The sequence below is a fragment of the Salmonella sp. NW177 genome (assembly GCF_051811585.1).
In the GTDB taxonomy this organism is placed as follows: domain Bacteria; phylum Pseudomonadota; class Gammaproteobacteria; order Enterobacterales; family Enterobacteriaceae; genus Salmonella; species Salmonella enterica.
In genome coordinates this window covers 373,504-391,027 of the sequence record NZ_JAMMZV010000003.1, presented here as the reverse complement: position 1 = coordinate 391,027, position 17,524 = coordinate 373,504, and the positions used below count along the sequence as shown (strand labels likewise).

The following is a 17,524-nucleotide window of genomic DNA, read 5'->3' as shown; positions in this document are numbered from 1 at the left end:
GGAGAGTCATTTATGTCTTTATCCAAAGATAATATATGGAAGTTGTTGGCCCCATTAGTGGTGATGGGCGTCATGTTGCTAATTCCTGTTCCAGATGGTATGCCGCCGCAGGCCTGGCACTATTTTGCGGTTTTCGTCGCGATGATTGTCGGTATGATCCTGGAGCCGATCCCGGCGACAGCGATCAGTTTTATCGCCGTAACCATTTGCGTTATCGGCAGCAATTACCTGCTATTTGACGCTTCAGAACTGGCCGATCCGGCGTTTAAAGCCAGTAAACAGGCGCTGAAATGGGGGCTTGCCGGTTTCTCCAGCACCACGGTCTGGCTGGTTTTCGGCGCGTTTATTTTCGCGCTGGGCTACGAAGTGACCGGGCTGGGACGTCGCATTGCGCTGTTTTTGGTAAAATTCATGGGTAAACGCACGCTGACGCTCGGCTATGCGATTGTCATTATCGATATTTTGCTGGCGCCGTTTACTCCCTCCAATACGGCTCGTACCGGCGGGACTGTCTTCCCGGTCATCAAGAACCTGCCGCCGCTATTTAAATCGTTTCCAAACGATCCTTCCGCACGCCGCATCGGCGGTTATTTGATGTGGATGATGGTGATCAGTACCAGCCTGAGCTCTTCGATGTTTGTCACTGGCGCGGCGCCAAACGTGTTAGGTCTGGAGTTCGTCAGCAAGATCGCCGGCGTCCAGATTAGCTGGCTGCAGTGGTTTCTCAGCTTTCTGCCGGTGGGGATTATTTTACTGATCGTTGCGCCGTGGCTCTCCTATGTACTTTATAAACCTGAAGTGACCCACAGTGCGGAAGTCGCGGCCTGGGCTGGCGGCGAGTTAAAAAACATGGGGCGTCTGTCCCGCAAAGAGTGGACGCTGATTGGCCTGGTGCTGCTTAGCTTAGGATTGTGGGTTTTTGGTGGAAAAATCATCAACGCCACTGCCGTGGGTCTGCTGGCCGTATCGCTGATGCTGGCGCTGCATGTTGTGCCGTGGAAAGACATTACGCGCTACAACAGCGCCTGGAACACCCTGGTGAACCTCGCTACGCTGGTGGTCATGGCTAATGGCTTAACCCGCTCCGGCTTTATTGACTGGTTCGCCAATACCATGAGCACACATCTGGAAGGTTTCTCGCCGGATGCAACCGTCATTGTACTGGTACTGGTGTTCTATTTCGCGCACTACCTGTTCGCCAGCCTTTCCGCTCACACCGCGACCATGCTGCCGGTCATTCTGGCGGTGGGTAAAGGCATTCCGGGCGTTCCGATGGAACAACTGTGTATTCTGCTGGTGCTGTCTATCGGTATCATGGGCTGTCTGACGCCGTATGCCACCGGCCCTGGTGTGATTATCTACGGCTGCGGTTACGTGAAATCCAAAGACTACTGGCGGCTTGGCGCAATCTTTGGCGTTATCTATATCGCGATGCTGTTGCTGGTGGGCTGGCCGATTCTGGCAATGTGGAATTAAACATTACGCCAACGTAGGTTAAAAATGATGCCGTTCAGGTTCACCTGAGCGGCATTTTTTATGATTAAATGGGTAACATTCATAATGTGTATAAATTATCGAATTCATCATGAACACAATATGGCATTACAGTCCGCTGCTGGCTGCCCTCTTAACTCCAATTTTTGCCGCCAACGCCGACGAACTTCAGGCGCAACAGTACGGTGATTTCACTGACTATGTGCTGGCGCTTTCCTGGCAAACCGGTTTTTGTCAAAGCCAGCATGAACGCCGCCATCGGGAACCCGATGAGTGCCGTCTGCAAAAAGAGCCAGCCAACAAAGCAGACTTTCTGACCGTCCACGGCCTGTGGCCAGGATTACCCAAATCTATCGCCGCACGCGGTGTTGACCAGAGACGCTGGCAGCGCTTTGGTTGTGCGACGCGGCCAATCCCGAATCTGCCTGAAGTCAAGGCCAGCCGGAAATGCTCTGCCCCCGCCCCCGGACTTTCGCCTGACATCGCGGCAGCGCTTAAGGAAGTGATGCCCGGCGCGGGGGGGAATTCCTGTCTGGAGCGCTACGAATATGCCAAACATGGCGCCTGTTTCGGGTTTGATCCCAATGCCTATTTCGGCACCATGATACGGCTGGATAAGGCGATAAAAGACAGCGCGCTGGGGCAGTTTCTGGCGGATAATTACGGCAAAACCGTTAGCCGCGCTGAGTTTGATAGCGTCGTCGCACAAATGTGGGGCCAGGATAATGTCAAAGCCGTTAAAGTAAACTGCCATGGCAATCCCGCCTATTTAACAGAGATTCAGTTTTCATTAAAGGCGTCGATGATTAACGCGCCGCTCTCCTCTGCCTCATTCCTGCCGCAGCCGCATCCCGGCAACTGCGGGAAACAGTTTATTATCGATAAAGCCGGTTATTGACGAAGCAGAGGTTTAAAACCGTAGCCACATTTGAGAACACGCCCGAATGTAGACTAAAATTCACTCAGGGCTATGACGTTTGAGGATTTACCCGAATGTGAACTAAATCACTTCAAAGACGGGGTAAGTCTCAGTATCATCATGAGAGTTAAACCCTCGCCGCCAGACGGTGAGGGTTTTCTTTTGGGACCATTTACCTGCACTACTCGCAGTATCGATGACATGGAGTAAGAAATGTCCAGACCCACTATTATCATTAACGACCTTGACGCCGAACGTATTGATCGTCTTCTGGAACAGCCTGCGTATGCGGATCTGCCGATTGCCGACGCGCTCAACGCCGAACTGGATCGCGCGCAAATGTGTTCGCCACAAGAGATGCCGAACGATGTCGTCACCATGAACAGCCGCGTTAAATTCCGCAATTTGAGCGATGGTGAAACACGCGTGCGGACGCTGGTGTACCCCGCCAATATGACGGACAGCAGTACCCAGCTTTCGGTAATGGCGCCCGTCGGCGCGGCGTTGCTGGGACTGCGCGTCGGCGACACCATTCACTGGGAACTGCCGGGCGGCGCCTCCACCCATCTCGAAGTGCTGGAACTCGAATATCAGCCTGAAGCCGCGGGCGACTTCCTGCGTTAAACCATCTGCATAAGCGTTAATGCGTTTACACAGAGGATGCCTGCGCATCCTCTTTCCGTTAGCCCTTTCATTTCTGCCTGTTTCAGACAACGCCGCCTGGCATCGGGTTGATGACTCCCGTCGCCTGTTTCTGCGCCGCTTGTGCCGACGTCGCTCCCGGCACCAGGATAACCTTCCGGCACTCTTCTTCGCGTTTTTCGAAAATTTCGTAGCCGCGCGCCGCCTCTTCAAACGGCATATAGTGCGTGACAATCTCCTCCGGCTTCAGCAACCCTTTTTCAATAAGCGGTAATAATTCCCCCAGCCACGCGTGAACATGGGTTTGACCCATTTTAAAAGTTAGCCCCTTATCAAAGGCGTCGCCAAATAAAAAGCCGTGAATAAAACCGGCATACACGCCGGGCACGCTGACCACGCCGCCGCGTCTGACCGCCGCGATACATTGTCGAAGCGCTTTGCCGCTGCTGCCTTCCAGTTTAAGGTTCGTCAGCACCGTCTCCGTCATGCTGCCTTTCGCTTCAAAGCCTACGGCATCAATTACCGCGTCCACGCCGCGGTGTCCTGCCGTCTGCTCAATGATTTTTTCCGCCGGATCGTTCTCATCATCGAAGTTGATCGGTATCGCGCCGTAACGTTCTTCGGCGAAACGCAGGCGCCAGGCATGGTGATCAACGACGAAGATCTGCTCCGCGCCCAGCAGTCGCGCACAGGCGATAGTCAGTAATCCTACCGGCCCTGCGCCAAAAACCGCCACGCTGGAACCTTGCTGAATCTGAGCATTTTTTGCCGCCTGCCAGGCGGTAGGCAAAATATCAGAAAGAAACAGCGCTTTATCGTCAGATAACAGCGGCGGCACCTTAAATGGACCGACATTACCTTTTGGCACGCGAACATATTCGGCCTGTCCGCCGGGAACGCCGCCATACAGATGGCTATACCCAAACAGCGCCGCCGGTGGCGGGATCTGTTTTTTATTCATCGCCGCGCCGTGTCCGTCGTTAGTGTTTTCACACGCTGAATATTGCTGTAGCCGACAGAAAAAACAGTCACCACAGGCAATGACAAACGGGATAACGACCCGATCTCCTTTTCGAATATTCTTCACATCATGTCCGGTTTCCACCACCTCGCCCATAAACTCATGGCCGAAAATATCGCCATGTTTTACCTGTGGGATCTTGCCGCGATAGAGATGCAAATCAGATCCGCAAATCGCGGTGGCGGTAACACGCAAAATGATATCGTCAGGCTGCTCAATGCCAGGATCGGGTACGTTTTCAACCTTTACGTGATGTGGACCGTGATACGTCAATGCTTTCATGCAGCCTCCGGAGTAACGGTGAATGTTGCGTTCGACTATAAAAGGGTAGCTATCCCGGAGAGACTGCCGGAAAAACAGGCGGCTTTAGGATTTTTCCTGGAAAATACACGACTTTTTTAACGTCAGGTTGTCGCAATATTTAAAATTGCCAGACAAATAGCAGAAAGAAACATTATTATATGCTTGAATAAATTCAGTATTGATTAACAGGGAGTAACGGGTATGTATAAGACAATCATTATGCCGGTTGATGTTTTTGAAATGGAACTTAGCGATAAAGCCATTCGCCACGCTGAGTTTCTGGCGCAACAGGATGGCGTCATTCATCTGTTGCATGTACTGCCTGGGTCCGCGAGCATGAGTCTGCATCGCTTTGCCGCCGACGTGCGTCGCTTTGAAGAACATTTACAGCATGAGGCGGAAACGCGTCTGCAAACGATGGTGGGACACTTCAGTATCGATCCTTCACGAATTAAAACGCATGTTCGCTTTGGTAGCGTGCGCGATGTCGTCAATGAGATGGGCGAAGAACTGGATGCGGATGTCGTGGTAATCGGTTCGCGTAATCCGTCCATCACGACACACCTGTTGGGGTCTAACGCCTCAAGCGTGGTGCGCCATGCAACGCTGCCGGTATTGGTTGTGCGTTAACTCTGGCGGCTAAAAACTGACACGCCCTGCCAGGTCACGCCTGGCAGGGCTTTTTACTGCATCATCGTTAGTACAAATGCCCGATATTCACAATAGTACTCACCGTGTCGCCAAAAAAGACCAGCCGACTCAGAAATACGCCAACGAATAACAAGACGAACAGGAGTTTCGGGCGCGAATCACCGTGACGGCTGGCGACAAAAGCGAGCGCAAGGCAAACCAGGCTTGCCAGATAAAACGGGGAAGCCAGCCATGAACGCGCCGTCATCTGCATGACCGTTCCCCCGCTTAACCACACCAGCGGCACCGCGATAAGTACCGCGATACACACCACAATTCCCTGGCGTAACGCAGGAACGGCAGGCCTGAGTCTTAACAGCGGAATCGCCGCGCAACCCATGACCCATACCGTAATAAAAAATAACAGCATGGTAAATCCATTAGCGATAGCTACCATCGCTGGCGCGGCGTAGGTCATCCCCTGCACCGCCACCAGTAACACGCCGAACACGGAGGCGATAAGAGCCATCGCTTTATGTCCCTTTGCCAGGAACGTTACGCCGACCGCTGCGCCAAACAACGTGGCGCCAAGGATTTCCCGACTTAACCAGGCATGTCGCAGGTTAATCAGCGCATTATAAGCGCGATCGGGATGCGCCAGATGCAGAATCGCGGCAATAGACGCCAATGCCAGCACCAGCCCGGTGGCCAACCAATAGAAACGCTGGCCTTCCACTTCACCACGCAGCGTACGCCATGTCAGTACCAAAGCCATCCCGACAGACATCTGGCTTAATACCGTAAAAAACACCAGCGGCAGTTCATATTTTTCCATTACTTGTCCTCCGGCTGCTTAGGCTGGCGCGCCAGAATAAAGCGCGTTCCTGGATTAAGCTGTGGCATATGCGGGAACCCTGGCGGATACTGCACCGCATTATCGGGCACAGGATCGGCATCCAAATCGATAATCGACAAGGCGCCCACCGGACAGGCGTTTACGCACGCCGGATTCATACCGATATCAAGACGCTCGTAGCACATACTGCATTTTTCCGCTTTACGCGTCTCTTCATTAAAACGCGGCGCGCCATAAGGACAGTTACGAATACAGTTTTTACAGCCAATGCAGCGCTCAGGGTTATGCACCACCACGCCATCTTCACGTTTGGTATAGGCTTCGACCGGACAGGCGGCGACGCAGGCCGGGTGTTCGCAGTGGTTACAGGCCAGCGAGTAAAACGCCCGCTCTTCATGTGGATAGATGTCTTTATCCAACGGATAAACGTAGCGCCAGAAGCGATCCGGCTCCAGTTGGTTAAAGCTTTTACACGCCATAGCACAGCCGCGGCAGCCGATGCACTTATCGCTATTCACTAAAAACGCACGTCTCATGCTACGGATTCCCCTTTACCGATCAATACAACGTCAGCAAACTGACTGTGGATAGCGGCGCCCGGCGCGCCAGTTTTCATCAGCCCCATATCAGCAGGCGTATCGGCCACGACGTTTTGCACGTTGTACTGCCGTTTCGGGAACCACGCTTCATACATCACCAGAAAATCTTCCGGCACGTTGGTGGTGACTTTTGCCCGCAGCTCAACTTCACCGGTGCCATTGAAAACTTTGACCAGATCGTTCTCGCTGATGCCTTTTTTCTGTGCGGAAGAAGGATGGATATAAACGAACGGTTCCGGGTAGAACACCTGCATCCAGTCCAGGTTGATAAACTGCGAGTGCAGGCCAAACTGCACGTGCGGCGTAAACAGATGGAAAGGCAGTTTGCTCTCGGCTTCCGGTTTGTATTCCGGCAGCGCGGTGTGGCCGTTTTTCTCCGCCAGTTCAGATTTAAATTCATACTTGCCTGACGGCGTTTTGAACTTGCGGTCGTACCAGGCGGCAGAACTTGGCAGGATCGCTTTTTTTGGCCCGTCCAGCAGATCGTCCCAGGAAGAGATGCCGAACATTTTCGCCATACCGTCGTTGAACTCCTGATCCAGCCAGCGCTTGTGATCGAACTCTTGCGGGAAGGTACAGGAACCCGGCGCCATCTTATTAATGGTGCGCGACAGCATGGTAGCGATTTCGAGATCGCATTTTGCTTCATACATCGGCTTAATCGCCGGCTGATTAATGGAAAGCCAGTAGTGCCAGTAAGAAGCATCCACGTTCCATTCTTCAAACGCGGTGGTAACGGGCAGCACGATATCAGCGTGTTGCACCGTTTCGTTGAAGAACTGATCGGCGCAGACCACCATTTCCAGCTTTTCAAACGCTTTTTTCATCTTGCTGCGATCGAAATCCTGGGCAAACGGGTTTTTACAGGCGACCCACAGCATACGAACCGGCGGATCGTTGGCCTCCAGAATCCCCTGCGCCGTCTGGTTAATATTCAGAGAGCGATCGGAGTACTGCACGGCGTCGCTGCCAGCGGCAGCCCCGAATTCACTGGTGGTGCCCGCCGCTCCCGGTATGCCAATAGCGCCCACCGGCGGCTTCTGCAGCATGGCGTTATAGTTAAAGCCCCAGGTATGCAGATGGCCATAACGCGCGCCGCCGCCTTCGACACCGATGTTGCCGGTCATAGCGACAAAGGCATCGATAGCGCGAACGTTGGCGCCGCCGTTGACATGACGCTGCATCCCGTAACCAATCCAGACCGTGGCCGGCTTAACCGTCGTAAACTCTTCCGCCAGCTGGCGAATGACATCCGCAGACAGGCCGCAGATTTCTGCCGCCCATTCCACGGTGACGTTATTGCGCAGATAGGCTTCAAATTCCGGATAGCCGTGAGCATCGTTGTTGACAAAATTCTGATCCACCAGGCCTTTATCCACCAGATGACGCGCCATTCCCAGCGCCAGCGCGCCGTCTGAGCCAGGCCGCACGCGCAGGTAGAGATCGGCTTTGGCGGCAGTCTGCGACAGCAGCGGGTCGATAACCACGACCTTCGCCCCTTTCTCGCGCGCCTGATAGATGTACTTCATGCTGTGCATTGAGCACCAGGCCGGGTTGGCGCCCCAGATAATGATGTATTTCGCTTTCACCATATCTTCCGGGTCGTTACACCACATGTCGCCCATGTCGTAGTTTTGCGCGTCGATACCGGCAGGCCAGCACGGCGTACCGGCAAAACGGGTGGTGTAGCCAAGCGAGGACATCATCCCTTCAACGGCATAGTTCAGCACACCAAACTTACCGGAATATTTGGTCAGCGCCAGACCGAGCATAGAACCGTCTTTTTTCTTAATCTCCAGCATTTTGGCGGCAATGCGCTGCATCGCCTCTTCCCATGAGATGCGACGCCAGTTGCCGCTACCGCGAACGTCCTGCGCCATGGGATATTTAATACGATCGGGGCTATAAACCCGGCGCGGATAGCTTAACCCTTTGACGCAAGGGGTACCGTGAGTAAATGTTGATTCCGGCGCGCCTTCCACGAAAGTAATGACCCCGTCCTTTACCCACGTCTTGAGGCTACAGGTGTCATAGCAGTTACGCGGACACGCGTTACGATAAATTTTGTACGTTTTAGGGTTAAAGGGAACAGGCGGCTGCGCAAGCGCGCATCGGGAGGTCAGTAATCCTCCGGGTAAAGCCGCAACGGCGCCCAGTGCCACTATCCCCTTTAAAAAAGAACGTCTGTTCAGATGTCCTGTCTCATTACTCATATTGATACTCTCGTTTTAATTCATCAAGCCAATAAAATAAGATGTCCGCCACCGTATATAACGTGGTCGTTTGTGCATGAGTTTTTATTTTTTCGATATATAATGGCACCCACTTTGTTAAATAGTTATTGATATATTGAGTGAGAGTAGATCGGTATTGTGACGTTTGCCGGGTATTAGCCAGTAATAGTGTGGTCAATTCCAGCACGCAGGAAATATGATCGTCAGGGATATTGCTCTCCTGATTAACCGATAATCCCAACGCTGCCATAAAATCCCGTATCTCCAGCGTCGCCTTTCCCATCACCAGCGCATCATCTTCCAGATACACTGAAGCGAAAGGCGCAGCCAGCAGCTTGCCAGGACCGACGAATAGCGCATTAAAGTCATACTCCGCCTCCAGCCACGCCCGATCGGTAAGGTTTACCGCAGCAGTGGGATTTAATCTCACGTAGGCAGATTTCAGTGAACGACTATCATGAGAATTAAAAAAATCACGCAATGTAAGCCCTGTTTTTTCTAATTCCGTCAGTGATTCATAGATTGAATCCATGAATAAATAACCTCACATACAAATGCAATATAAATCAAGAAAAAAGAATGAGCATGTTAACGGAAGCGCTTAATCTTTCTTTGATAAAAAAACAGAAAAATTCCCGTTAAATCCGTAGAAGGCTTTTTTATTGTTTCAAAGTTTAAAAACAGAAGACCGTTGAAATAAAAAACCGTCTGTTATTAACAGACGGTTTCAGAGTATTGATAATGAAGAATGTGTTTTACCCGGCGGCGTTCCCCGGGCATAAACACCGCAGGCCCGAATAGCTTACACTATCGGGCCATTTACGATGGCCAGTTAACTGACCTTGCAGGTGTGCTTACTTCTTTTTATGCGATTTTGGTACGAATCAGATAATCAAAGGCGCTCAACGAGGCTTTCGCCCCTTCGCCTGTGGCGATGATAATCTGTTTGTAAGGAACGGTGGTGCAATCGCCTGCAGCGAAGACGCCCTTAACGCTGGTTTCACATTTGGCGTCAATAATGATCTCGCCCATGCGGTTACGCTCAAGCGCGCCTTCCAGCCAGTGGGTATTCGGCAACAGACCAATCTGCACAAAAATCCCTGCCAGCGCGACGCTATGAATATCGCCGCTGACACGGTCACGATACTCCAGCCCCACCACTTTCGAACCGTCGCCCTTCACTTCTGTCGTTTGCGCATTCAAAATGATATCGACATTTTTCAGGCTACGCACTTTGTCCTGTAGCACCTGATCCGCCTTCATCTCCGGCGCGAACTCCAGCAACGTAACGTGTTCTACAATACCTGCCAGATCGATAGCCGCTTCAACGCCAGAGTTGCCGCCGCCGATGACCGCCACACGCTTCCCTTTAAATAACGGACCGTCGCAGTGCGGACAATAGGTGACGCCTTTGGTGCGATACTGATCCTCGCCCGGCACATTCATATTGCGCCATTTCGCGCCGGTGGCGATGATGATACTGCGCGCTTTCAATACTGCGCCGGACGCCGTTTCAATCTGATGCAGGCCGCCTTCTGTCGCGGCCGGAACCAGTTTACTTGCGCTCTGGCTGTCGATAACGTCAACGTCATAATCGCTGACATGCGCTTTCAGCGCGCCCGCCAGTTTCTGGCCTTCGGTTTTCGGCACTGAGATATAGTTTTCGATATCCACGGTATCCAGCACCTGACCGCCGAAGCGCTCGCCCATCAGACCGGTACGGATGCCTTTGCGCGCCGAGTAGACCGCCGCCGCCGCGCCCGCCGGGCCGGAGCCGACAATCAGTACGTCATACGCATCGCGTTTGTTCAGCGCTTCCGCCGCGCGTTTTTCTGCGCCAGTATCCACTTTAGCGACAATCTCGGTCAGAGTCATACGTCCCTGGCCGAACTCTTTACCGTTAACAAATACCGCCGGAACACCCATCACGTTACGTTCGGTGATTTCGTTCTGGAAGGTGCCGCCATCAATTGCCGTATGTTTAATACGCGGGTTCAGCACCGCCATCAGGTTCAGCGCCTGCACTACGTCCGGGCAGTTATGGCAGGAGAGTGAATAATAAGTTTCGAATTCAAAATCGCCGTCAATATCGCGAATCTGCTCCAGCAGCGACTGCGCTTCTTTTGACGGATGACCGCCGGTCCACAGCAGCGCCAAAACCAGCGAGGTAAATTCGTGGCCCAGCGGAGAACCGGCAAAGCGCGGCCCCTGCTGAGAACCTGGATTCGTAATCAGGAAAGACGGCTTGCGCACCGGCAGAGTATTGTCTTCTTTAAATGTGACTTTGTCGGACAGCTCGGCGATTTCAGCCAGCAGTTCCTTGATTTCCGCCGATTTAGCGCTGTCATCCAGCGTGGCAATCAGCTCAACAGGTTTGGTCAGTTTCTCAAGGTAAGCCCTGAGCTGGGTTTTCATATTTGTGTCGAGCATTCTTCTTCCCTCTCTGAAAACATCATCATGCAAGCCGACTTCGCGGGACTGCATTAATGCAACTTGCGTCATGGTGCTGAAATGAAATGGGCGCGGGTGCGCCCATGACTGAAACAATTTCCAAAGTATTTCACGTCAGAGTAAGGCGTCTAGCCTGAGAATCCCCGGGAGCTTACTGAAGTAAGTGACCGGGGTGAGCAGGCGACGCCAACGCAGCTATGGCGTGAAAGACGACGGAAATTTAGATTTTACCGACCAGGTCTAAAGATGGAGCCAGAGTCGCTTCGCCTTCTTTCCATTTCGCCGGGCATACTTCGCCTGGGTGAGCGGCAACGTACTGTGCTGCTTTAATTTTACGCAGCAGGTCAGACGCGTCACGGCCGATACCTTCAGCGGTAACTTCGATCGCCTGGATGATACCCTGCGGGTCAACAACAAAGGTCGCACGGTCTGCCAGACCTTCATCTTCACGCATGTTGTCGAAGTTACGGGTCAGGGCGCCAGTCGGGTCGCCGATCATCGCATATTTGATTTTTGCGATAGTTTCAGAGCTGCTGTGCCATGCTTTGTGCGTGAAGTGAGTATCGGTTGAGACGGAATAAACGTCTACGCCCAGCTTCTGCAGTTCTTCGTAATGGTCGGCAACGTCACCCAGTTCAGTCGGGCAAACAAAGGTAAAATCGGCCGGGTAGAAGAAGAAGACGCTCCAGCGGCCTTCGGTATCTTTCTCGGTGACTTCAATGAATTCACCGTTTTTGAACGCCTGGTTTTTGAAAGGTTTGATTTTGGTGTTAATTAAGGACATCTATACTTCCTCCGTGTTTTCGTTGAGGAGTAAGTTAACGAAATTTTGCTGATTCGGCTAATGCGTTTCCATTATCAAATCAATAAGCGTTAACTAACAACCCGATTCGGGCGACATTGTGAACACTGCGCCCTGTCAGCCATCTAAAGTAAAAAGGCCGCCTGACAGGCGGCCCCATTACCTGAACTACCCGTAGGTAACTTCAGAGCCAGTACGACTCGTCTTGCAAATTACAGACGTATTGTCTGCAACTCGAAATCCATAGCGTATATGCTGGCTAAGTGTTGCGCTCTACATTACCTTAACAAAGGCTGTAACAGCGAAAAGGATTACATCACCCCAGCATAGAAAGGGCAATCCCGGCACGCCAGCTCTTACCTATGTCTGTGATAGGCATCATCATTAATACTCTTTTCGCTTTGATCTTAAAAGGAAAAAATATGATTAAACGTACATTGCTGCTTGCTATGCTGCCCATTCTCGCCCACGCGGAAGAACTGCCTGCGCCGGTTAAAGCCATTGAAAAACAGGGTATAACTATCCTGAAATCCTTCGAGGCGCCGGGGGGCATGAAGGGCTATCTCGGAAAGTATCAGGATATGGGCGTCACGATTTACCTGACGCCGGACGGTAAACACGCGATTTCCGGCTATATGTATAATGAAAAAGGCGAAAATCTTAGCAACGCCCTGATAGAAAAAGAGATCTATGCGCCGGCCGGACGTGAAATGTGGCAGAAAATGGAAAAAGCGTCATGGATACTCGACGGTAAAAAAGACGCGCCGGTGGTGCTGTATGTCTTCGCCGACCCTTTCTGCCCCTATTGTAAGCAGTTTTGGCAACAAGCTCGTCCGTGGGTCGAATCCGGCAAGGTACAATTACGCACATTACTGGTCGGCGTAATTAAACCGGAAAGCCCGGCCACAGCCGCAGCGATTTTAGCCGCGAAAGACCCGGCGAAAACCTGGCATGACTACGAAGCCTCCGCAGGAAAGATGAAGCTGGAGGTTCCGGCGTCCATCCCCCCGGCGCAGATGAAAGTCATTAATCAGAATCAGCAGTTAATGGACGATCTTGGCGCTAACGCGACGCCAGCAATTTATTACATGAATAAAGATAAGATTTTGCAACAGGTTGTGGGTTTACCGGAAAAAGCGCAACTGGACGCCATGATGGGGCAGCCTTAACGCAGAAATTAGCAAGGCAGAAGCTTAACCGTACCCCGCCCGATAGCGCTGCGTTTGTCGGGCCAACCTCTTCCTGGCATTAACGCGACGCCAGACCAGCATGTCATCCGGCACAGCCTTTTTAGACTAACGGCGTGATTATAAAAGTGTACGTTATGTCCGCCTTTACTGTGATTATTTACTCGCTAAAATATTCATAACTGTGGTATTTTAGTTTAAATAAACTCTACATTAAGTTTAATAAACATAACTCTGGTAAATTATTGAGATTAAGTCATAATCATGAAAGATACCATGATTATGCCAGGAAGATACTATGGCTAACCTTTACGACCTTAAAAAATTTGATCTTAACTTGTTGGTTATATTTGAATGTATCTATCAACATTTAAGCATTAGCAAAGCAGCAGAAACACTCTATATTACACCTTCTGCCGTAAGCCAGTCATTGCAACGCCTGCGCACGCAATTCAACGATCCTCTATTTATTCGTTCAGGTAAAGGAATTACGCCTACCGTAACAGGCATTAATTTACATTATCATTTAGAAAATAACCTTAACAGCCTGGAACAAACTATTAATATAATGAATCAGTCCAGCCTGAAGAAAAAGTTTATTATCTACAGCCCACAGCTGTTGATCACCCAATATGTGATGAGATTAGTTAAATATATCCGCAAAGATCCACAGGTTGAAATTGAACATCACGACATTTTGACCACTGACGAACAGCCTGAAGATCTGCTTGCCTACCGCAAAGCAGATGTTGTGGTTTCATCGGCCCCACTGAATAATCGTTCTATTGTTTGTTCTCACTTTAATAGGATGGAATGTATCCTTGTTTGCAGTGAAAACCATCCCCGACTAGGCGACACCGCCACTATCGACGAAATTCTACAAGAGTCATTTACGCAACTCGTCGCCCGGGCAAGCGGTATAAAAGAGTATCATTCACTTATAGATGATGTGCTGGGGGAAAGAATAATTGGTTTCAGAAGCAAATCGCTGATGACCATCGCCAACGCCATCAGCTCCACGGAGCTTATTGGTTTTTTACCAGAATCACTTGTTGACTATTACTCTTCCTCTATCAAACTTAAAAAAGTCACTACACCTTTTACCATTGCTCCCATACAGCTCTATCTTATGTATAATAGAGCTTCGCTGAATAATAGTGGATTTGCTGAGCTCATTGAGCACATCACAAAAAAGCATTAATAAGAAGGTCAGATAACAGGTGTTAATATAAATTCAATGTATATATTTATGGGATATATTTATTTTACAAATATAATAAAGCATTGCAAGTTCATCTAATCCGCTTATCCTTTATGTTAATTATTTCGAATATACTGTAGTTAACACATCGGAGACTATCCAGAGATGTCGGTTTATAAAGTTCCACTTGAGCAAAATGTTCTGGAAGCGGCTCAAGAGCGTATAATGTGGACCCTGGAAACCTTACCCCGGGTCTGCGTCTCATTTTCTGGTGGTAAAGATTCAGGACTTATGCTGCACCTGACGGCAACGTTGGCGCGCAAAATGAATAAAAAGATCCATGTTCTCTTCATTGACTGGGAAGCGCAATTCTCCTGTACCATCGCCTATATTGAATCATTACGTGAATACTACGCGGACGTTATTGAGCGTTTTTATTGGGTCGCATTACCCTTAACCACACAAAATTCCCTTTCACAATACCAGCCGGAGTGGCAGTGTTGGCAGCCGGGTGCCGACTGGGTACGACAACCGCCAGAAGATGCGATTACCGATCCGGCCTTTTTTTCCTTTTATCAACAAGGCATGACCTTTGAACAGTTCGTTCGCGATTTTGCCGACTGGTTTTCAGAAAAACGTCCTGCCGCTATGCTGGTCGGTATTCGTTCCGACGAATCCTATAACCGATTTGCCGCTATCGCTAACTCGCATAAGCTGCGCTTTGCCGACGATAAGCCCTGGACCACGTTAGCCCCTAAGGGGCACACCTGGTATATCTATCCCATCTATGACTGGAAAACCGCAGATATCTGGACCTGGTTCGCCAAAACAGGTAAACCCTGTAACCCTTTGTATAATTTGATGTATCAGGCTGGCGTACCGCCCCGTTACATGCGTATTTGCGAACCGTTCGGCCCGGAACAACGACAAGGGTTATGGCTGTATCATGTTATCGAACCTGAGCGCTGGGCGGCCATGTGCGCCAGAGTCAGCGGCGCACTCAGCGGAGGAATATACGCCGGACAAGACAGCCATTTTTACGGCCACCGGAAAATTTTAAAACCCGATCACCTTAACTGGGAAGAGTACGCGCTGCTCCTGCTACACAGTATGCCTGAAGTCACTGCCGAACATTACCGTAATAAAATCGCCGTTTATTTGCAGTGGTATAAGAAAAAAGGCATGAACACTATTCCACAGACGCAGCATGGCGATATCGGATCGCGCGATATTCCGTCATGGCGACGGATCTGCAAAGTATTACTGAACAATGATTACTGGTGCCGGGCGCTGTCATTCAGTCCGACAAAACCTAAGAATTACCAGCGTTATAACGAACGTATGAAAGCTAAACGCCAGGAATGGGGGATCTTATGCAACACCGACTCACAACCGAAATAACTCACTTTCTCTCTGAACTGCCTGAAGAGGAGAGGATCGCCGCCATTAATGAATTTAGAATGGCGATACATAGCGTTAGTCCTTTTCGCGATGAGCCTGTCGATTGTGTCCTGTGGGTGAAAAACGATCATATTTCACCTAATGACTACAACCCGAATAACGTTGCGCCGCCGGAGAAAAAACTGCTGCTTAAATCGATTGAACAAGATGGGTTTACTCAGCCGATCGTGGTGGTAAAGGCCGATGCCGAGGAGTACGAGATTGTGGACGGTTTTCACCGTCATGAGCTGGGCAAAGGAAAAGCGGCCCTGAAAAGGCGTCTGAAAGGCTACCTGCCGATAACGTGTCTGGACAGAGAACGTCACGAACGCATGGCGGCAACCATTCGGCATAACCGCGCGCGCGGGCGTCACCAGATCCACGCCATGTCAGAAATCGTGCGCGAACTTTCTCTGCTAGGCTGGGACGAGAGCAAAATCGGCCAGGAGTTAGGTATGGACGCCGATGAAGTCCTGCGCCTGAAACAGATCAACGGCCTGCAGGAGCTTTTTGCAGACCGTCGATTCTCCAGAGCGTGGACGGTTAAATAACTACAGTTTACACAGGCGCTCTGCGGCGGCCAGCAGCGTGGATTCCTGTTTAGCGAAACATAAACGTATAAGCTGATGCGGGAAAGGGGCAGCGCAAAAGACAGAGAGCGGAATAGCGGCGACACCGACTTCTTCGGTTAGCCACTGACAAAACTCAACGTCATTTAGCGTCGACACTGCGCTGTAATCGATTAACAGAAAATAGGTACCTTCACAGGGCAGCACTTTTAATCGACTTTGCGCCAGCGCGTTAACCAGCACATCGCGTTTTTTCCGGTAAAAATCGGGTAACGCGCGATAGTGTTCCGGCGCGGCGCGCAGCATATCCGCCAGCGCCAGTTGCGCCGGCGTATTGACGCAAAACGTCAGGTACTGATGAACTTTGCGGATTTCGGCGCTAATGGCCGCAGGCGCAACGCAGTAACCAATCTTCCATCCCGTCATATGAAAGGTTTTACCAAACGATGAAACGGCAACCGCCCGCTCTCGTAACTGAGGGTGCGCCAATACGCTGGCATGACCTTCGACGGCAAAACAAATATGTTCGTACACTTCATCGCTTAACACATAAATTTCCCGCTCGCCGATAGCCTGCCACAGCGCCTCGATATCCTCCTGACGCCAGACGGTAGCGGTGGGATTATGCGGCGTATTGAGGATCACCAGCCGCGTGCGCTCGCTAAGCAACGCCGAAAACGCCTGCCAGTCGACGCGAAAATGCGGCGGCGTAAGCGCTATGCGTTTTAACACGCCGCCGGAAAGCGCCACGGCCGGGGCATAGCTGTCGTAACTGGGATCGAAACAGATAACCTCATCCCCTGCCCGCACCAGTGCGGTAATCGCCGCGTACAACGCTTCTGTCGCGCCCGCCGTGACGGTGATATCACTGACGTCATCGGGTCGATAACCATATATTTCCGCCGTTTTATCGGCTATGGCCTCCCTCAGCGCCTGCGCGCCCGTCATCGGCGCATATTGATTCGCGCCCTGCGCGACATGATAAGCCAACCGCTCGTGCAAATAAGAAGGACCATCAAAATCAGGGAAGCCTTGCGATAAATTTATTGCCTGATGTTTCTGCGCCAACGCGCTCATTTGCGTAAAAATCGTGGTGCCAAGATTGGGCAATTTGCTTTTTGGAATCAGTGGGTTATTTCTCATTATCTTCATACCCGCCAGTGATGTGGTTATTGA

The 17,524-nt window shown here is 51.0% G+C and carries 16 protein-coding genes; 8 read left to right on the top strand and 8 right to left on the bottom strand.

Annotation, left to right across the window (positions count from 1 at the left end; all coding sequences use genetic code 11):
• Positions 1 to 12: 12 nt before the first annotated feature.
• The 3 genes from citT to rnk all read left to right on the top strand — a co-directional run bounded on the left by citT (position 13) and on the right by rnk (position 3,037).
• Positions 13 to 1,476: a citrate/succinate antiporter CitT gene (gene citT, locus NA986_RS12170; RefSeq protein ID WP_000059028.1), complete on the top strand. Its 1,464-nt coding sequence runs from the start codon at positions 13 to 15 to the stop codon at positions 1,474 to 1,476.
• 109 nt (positions 1,477 to 1,585) lie between these two features.
• Positions 1,586 to 2,392 (top strand): ribonuclease I, encoded by an 807-nt coding sequence (gene rna, locus NA986_RS12165; protein WP_001092569.1) that lies wholly within the window; start codon positions 1,586 to 1,588, stop codon positions 2,390 to 2,392.
• 234 nt (positions 2,393 to 2,626) lie between these two features.
• On the top strand, positions 2,627 to 3,037 hold the full coding sequence (rnk, locus tag NA986_RS12160) for a nucleoside diphosphate kinase regulator (protein ID WP_000089748.1): 411 nt from the start codon (positions 2,627 to 2,629) through the stop codon (positions 3,035 to 3,037).
• Positions 3,038 to 3,119: 82 nt separating this feature from the next.
• On the opposite strand, the gene NA986_RS12155 is transcribed toward rnk, so the two are convergent.
• Entirely contained in the window at positions 3,120 to 4,358 is a 1,239-nt protein-coding gene (locus NA986_RS12155) for a zinc-dependent alcohol dehydrogenase (protein WP_000646118.1), read from the bottom strand.
• 222 nt (positions 4,359 to 4,580) lie between these two features.
• Between NA986_RS12155 and uspG the strand changes: the two genes are divergently transcribed.
• A complete protein-coding gene (gene uspG / locus NA986_RS12150; protein ID WP_000278499.1) occupies positions 4,581 to 5,009 on the top strand; it encodes a universal stress protein UspG in 429 nt (142 codons plus the stop codon).
• A gap of 67 nt (positions 5,010 to 5,076) precedes the next feature.
• On the opposite strand, the gene NA986_RS12145 is transcribed toward uspG, so the two are convergent.
• The 6 genes from NA986_RS12145 to ahpC all read right to left on the bottom strand — a co-directional run bounded on the left by NA986_RS12145 (position 5,077) and on the right by ahpC (position 11,933).
• Positions 5,077 to 5,844: a dimethyl sulfoxide reductase anchor subunit family protein gene (locus tag NA986_RS12145; RefSeq protein WP_070793906.1), complete on the bottom strand. Its 768-nt coding sequence runs from the start codon at positions 5,842 to 5,844 to the stop codon at positions 5,077 to 5,079.
• Positions 5,844 to 6,401 (bottom strand): 4Fe-4S dicluster domain-containing protein, encoded by a 558-nt coding sequence (locus NA986_RS12140; RefSeq protein WP_001250381.1) that lies wholly within the window; start codon positions 6,399 to 6,401, stop codon positions 5,844 to 5,846. The genes NA986_RS12145 and NA986_RS12140 overlap by 1 nt, the downstream gene beginning before the upstream one ends.
• Positions 6,398 to 8,677, bottom strand: coding sequence for a molybdopterin-dependent oxidoreductase (locus tag NA986_RS12135; protein WP_023216077.1), 2,280 nt, complete (start codon positions 8,675 to 8,677; stop codon positions 6,398 to 6,400). The genes NA986_RS12140 and NA986_RS12135 overlap by 4 nt, the downstream gene beginning before the upstream one ends.
• A complete protein-coding gene (locus NA986_RS12130) occupies positions 8,670 to 9,230 on the bottom strand; it encodes a TorD/DmsD family molecular chaperone (protein WP_000377439.1) in 561 nt (186 codons plus the stop codon). The genes NA986_RS12135 and NA986_RS12130 overlap by 8 nt, the downstream gene beginning before the upstream one ends.
• Before the next feature lie 332 nt (positions 9,231 to 9,562).
• Positions 9,563 to 11,128: an alkyl hydroperoxide reductase subunit F gene (gene ahpF, locus NA986_RS12125; RefSeq protein ID WP_000887644.1), complete on the bottom strand. Its 1,566-nt coding sequence runs from the start codon at positions 11,126 to 11,128 to the stop codon at positions 9,563 to 9,565.
• A gap of 241 nt (positions 11,129 to 11,369) precedes the next feature.
• Positions 11,370 to 11,933, bottom strand: a complete 564-nt coding sequence (gene ahpC / locus NA986_RS12120) for an alkyl hydroperoxide reductase subunit C (RefSeq protein WP_000052802.1) — start codon at positions 11,931 to 11,933, stop codon at positions 11,370 to 11,372.
• A gap of 440 nt (positions 11,934 to 12,373) precedes the next feature.
• Between ahpC and dsbG the strand changes: the two genes are divergently transcribed.
• The 4 genes from dsbG to NA986_RS12100 all read left to right on the top strand — a co-directional run bounded on the left by dsbG (position 12,374) and on the right by NA986_RS12100 (position 16,330).
• The gene (gene dsbG / locus NA986_RS12115) at positions 12,374 to 13,120 is read left to right on the top strand and encodes a thiol:disulfide interchange protein DsbG (protein WP_000597122.1); all 747 of its coding nucleotides are present in this window, start codon (positions 12,374 to 12,376) and stop codon (positions 13,118 to 13,120) included.
• A gap of 316 nt (positions 13,121 to 13,436) precedes the next feature.
• On the top strand, positions 13,437 to 14,339 hold the full coding sequence (citR, locus tag NA986_RS12110; protein WP_023216076.1) for a DNA-binding transcriptional repressor CitR: 903 nt from the start codon (positions 13,437 to 13,439) through the stop codon (positions 14,337 to 14,339).
• 165 nt (positions 14,340 to 14,504) lie between these two features.
• Positions 14,505 to 15,740 carry a phosphoadenosine phosphosulfate reductase gene (locus NA986_RS12105; protein ID WP_023182267.1) on the top strand — a complete coding sequence of 412 codons (1,236 nt, stop codon included), beginning with the start codon at positions 14,505 to 14,507 and terminating at the stop codon, positions 15,738 to 15,740.
• Positions 15,713 to 16,330: an IbrB-like domain-containing protein gene (locus NA986_RS12100; RefSeq protein WP_001164755.1), complete on the top strand. Its 618-nt coding sequence runs from the start codon at positions 15,713 to 15,715 to the stop codon at positions 16,328 to 16,330. The genes NA986_RS12105 and NA986_RS12100 overlap by 28 nt, the downstream gene beginning before the upstream one ends.
• On the opposite strand, the gene NA986_RS12095 is transcribed toward NA986_RS12100, so the two are convergent.
• Complete coding sequence (locus tag NA986_RS12095; protein ID WP_001245605.1) at positions 16,331 to 17,491, bottom strand: pyridoxal phosphate-dependent aminotransferase; 1,161 nt, start codon at positions 17,489 to 17,491, stop codon at positions 16,331 to 16,333.
• Between the last annotated feature and the right edge of the window lie 33 nt (positions 17,492 to 17,524).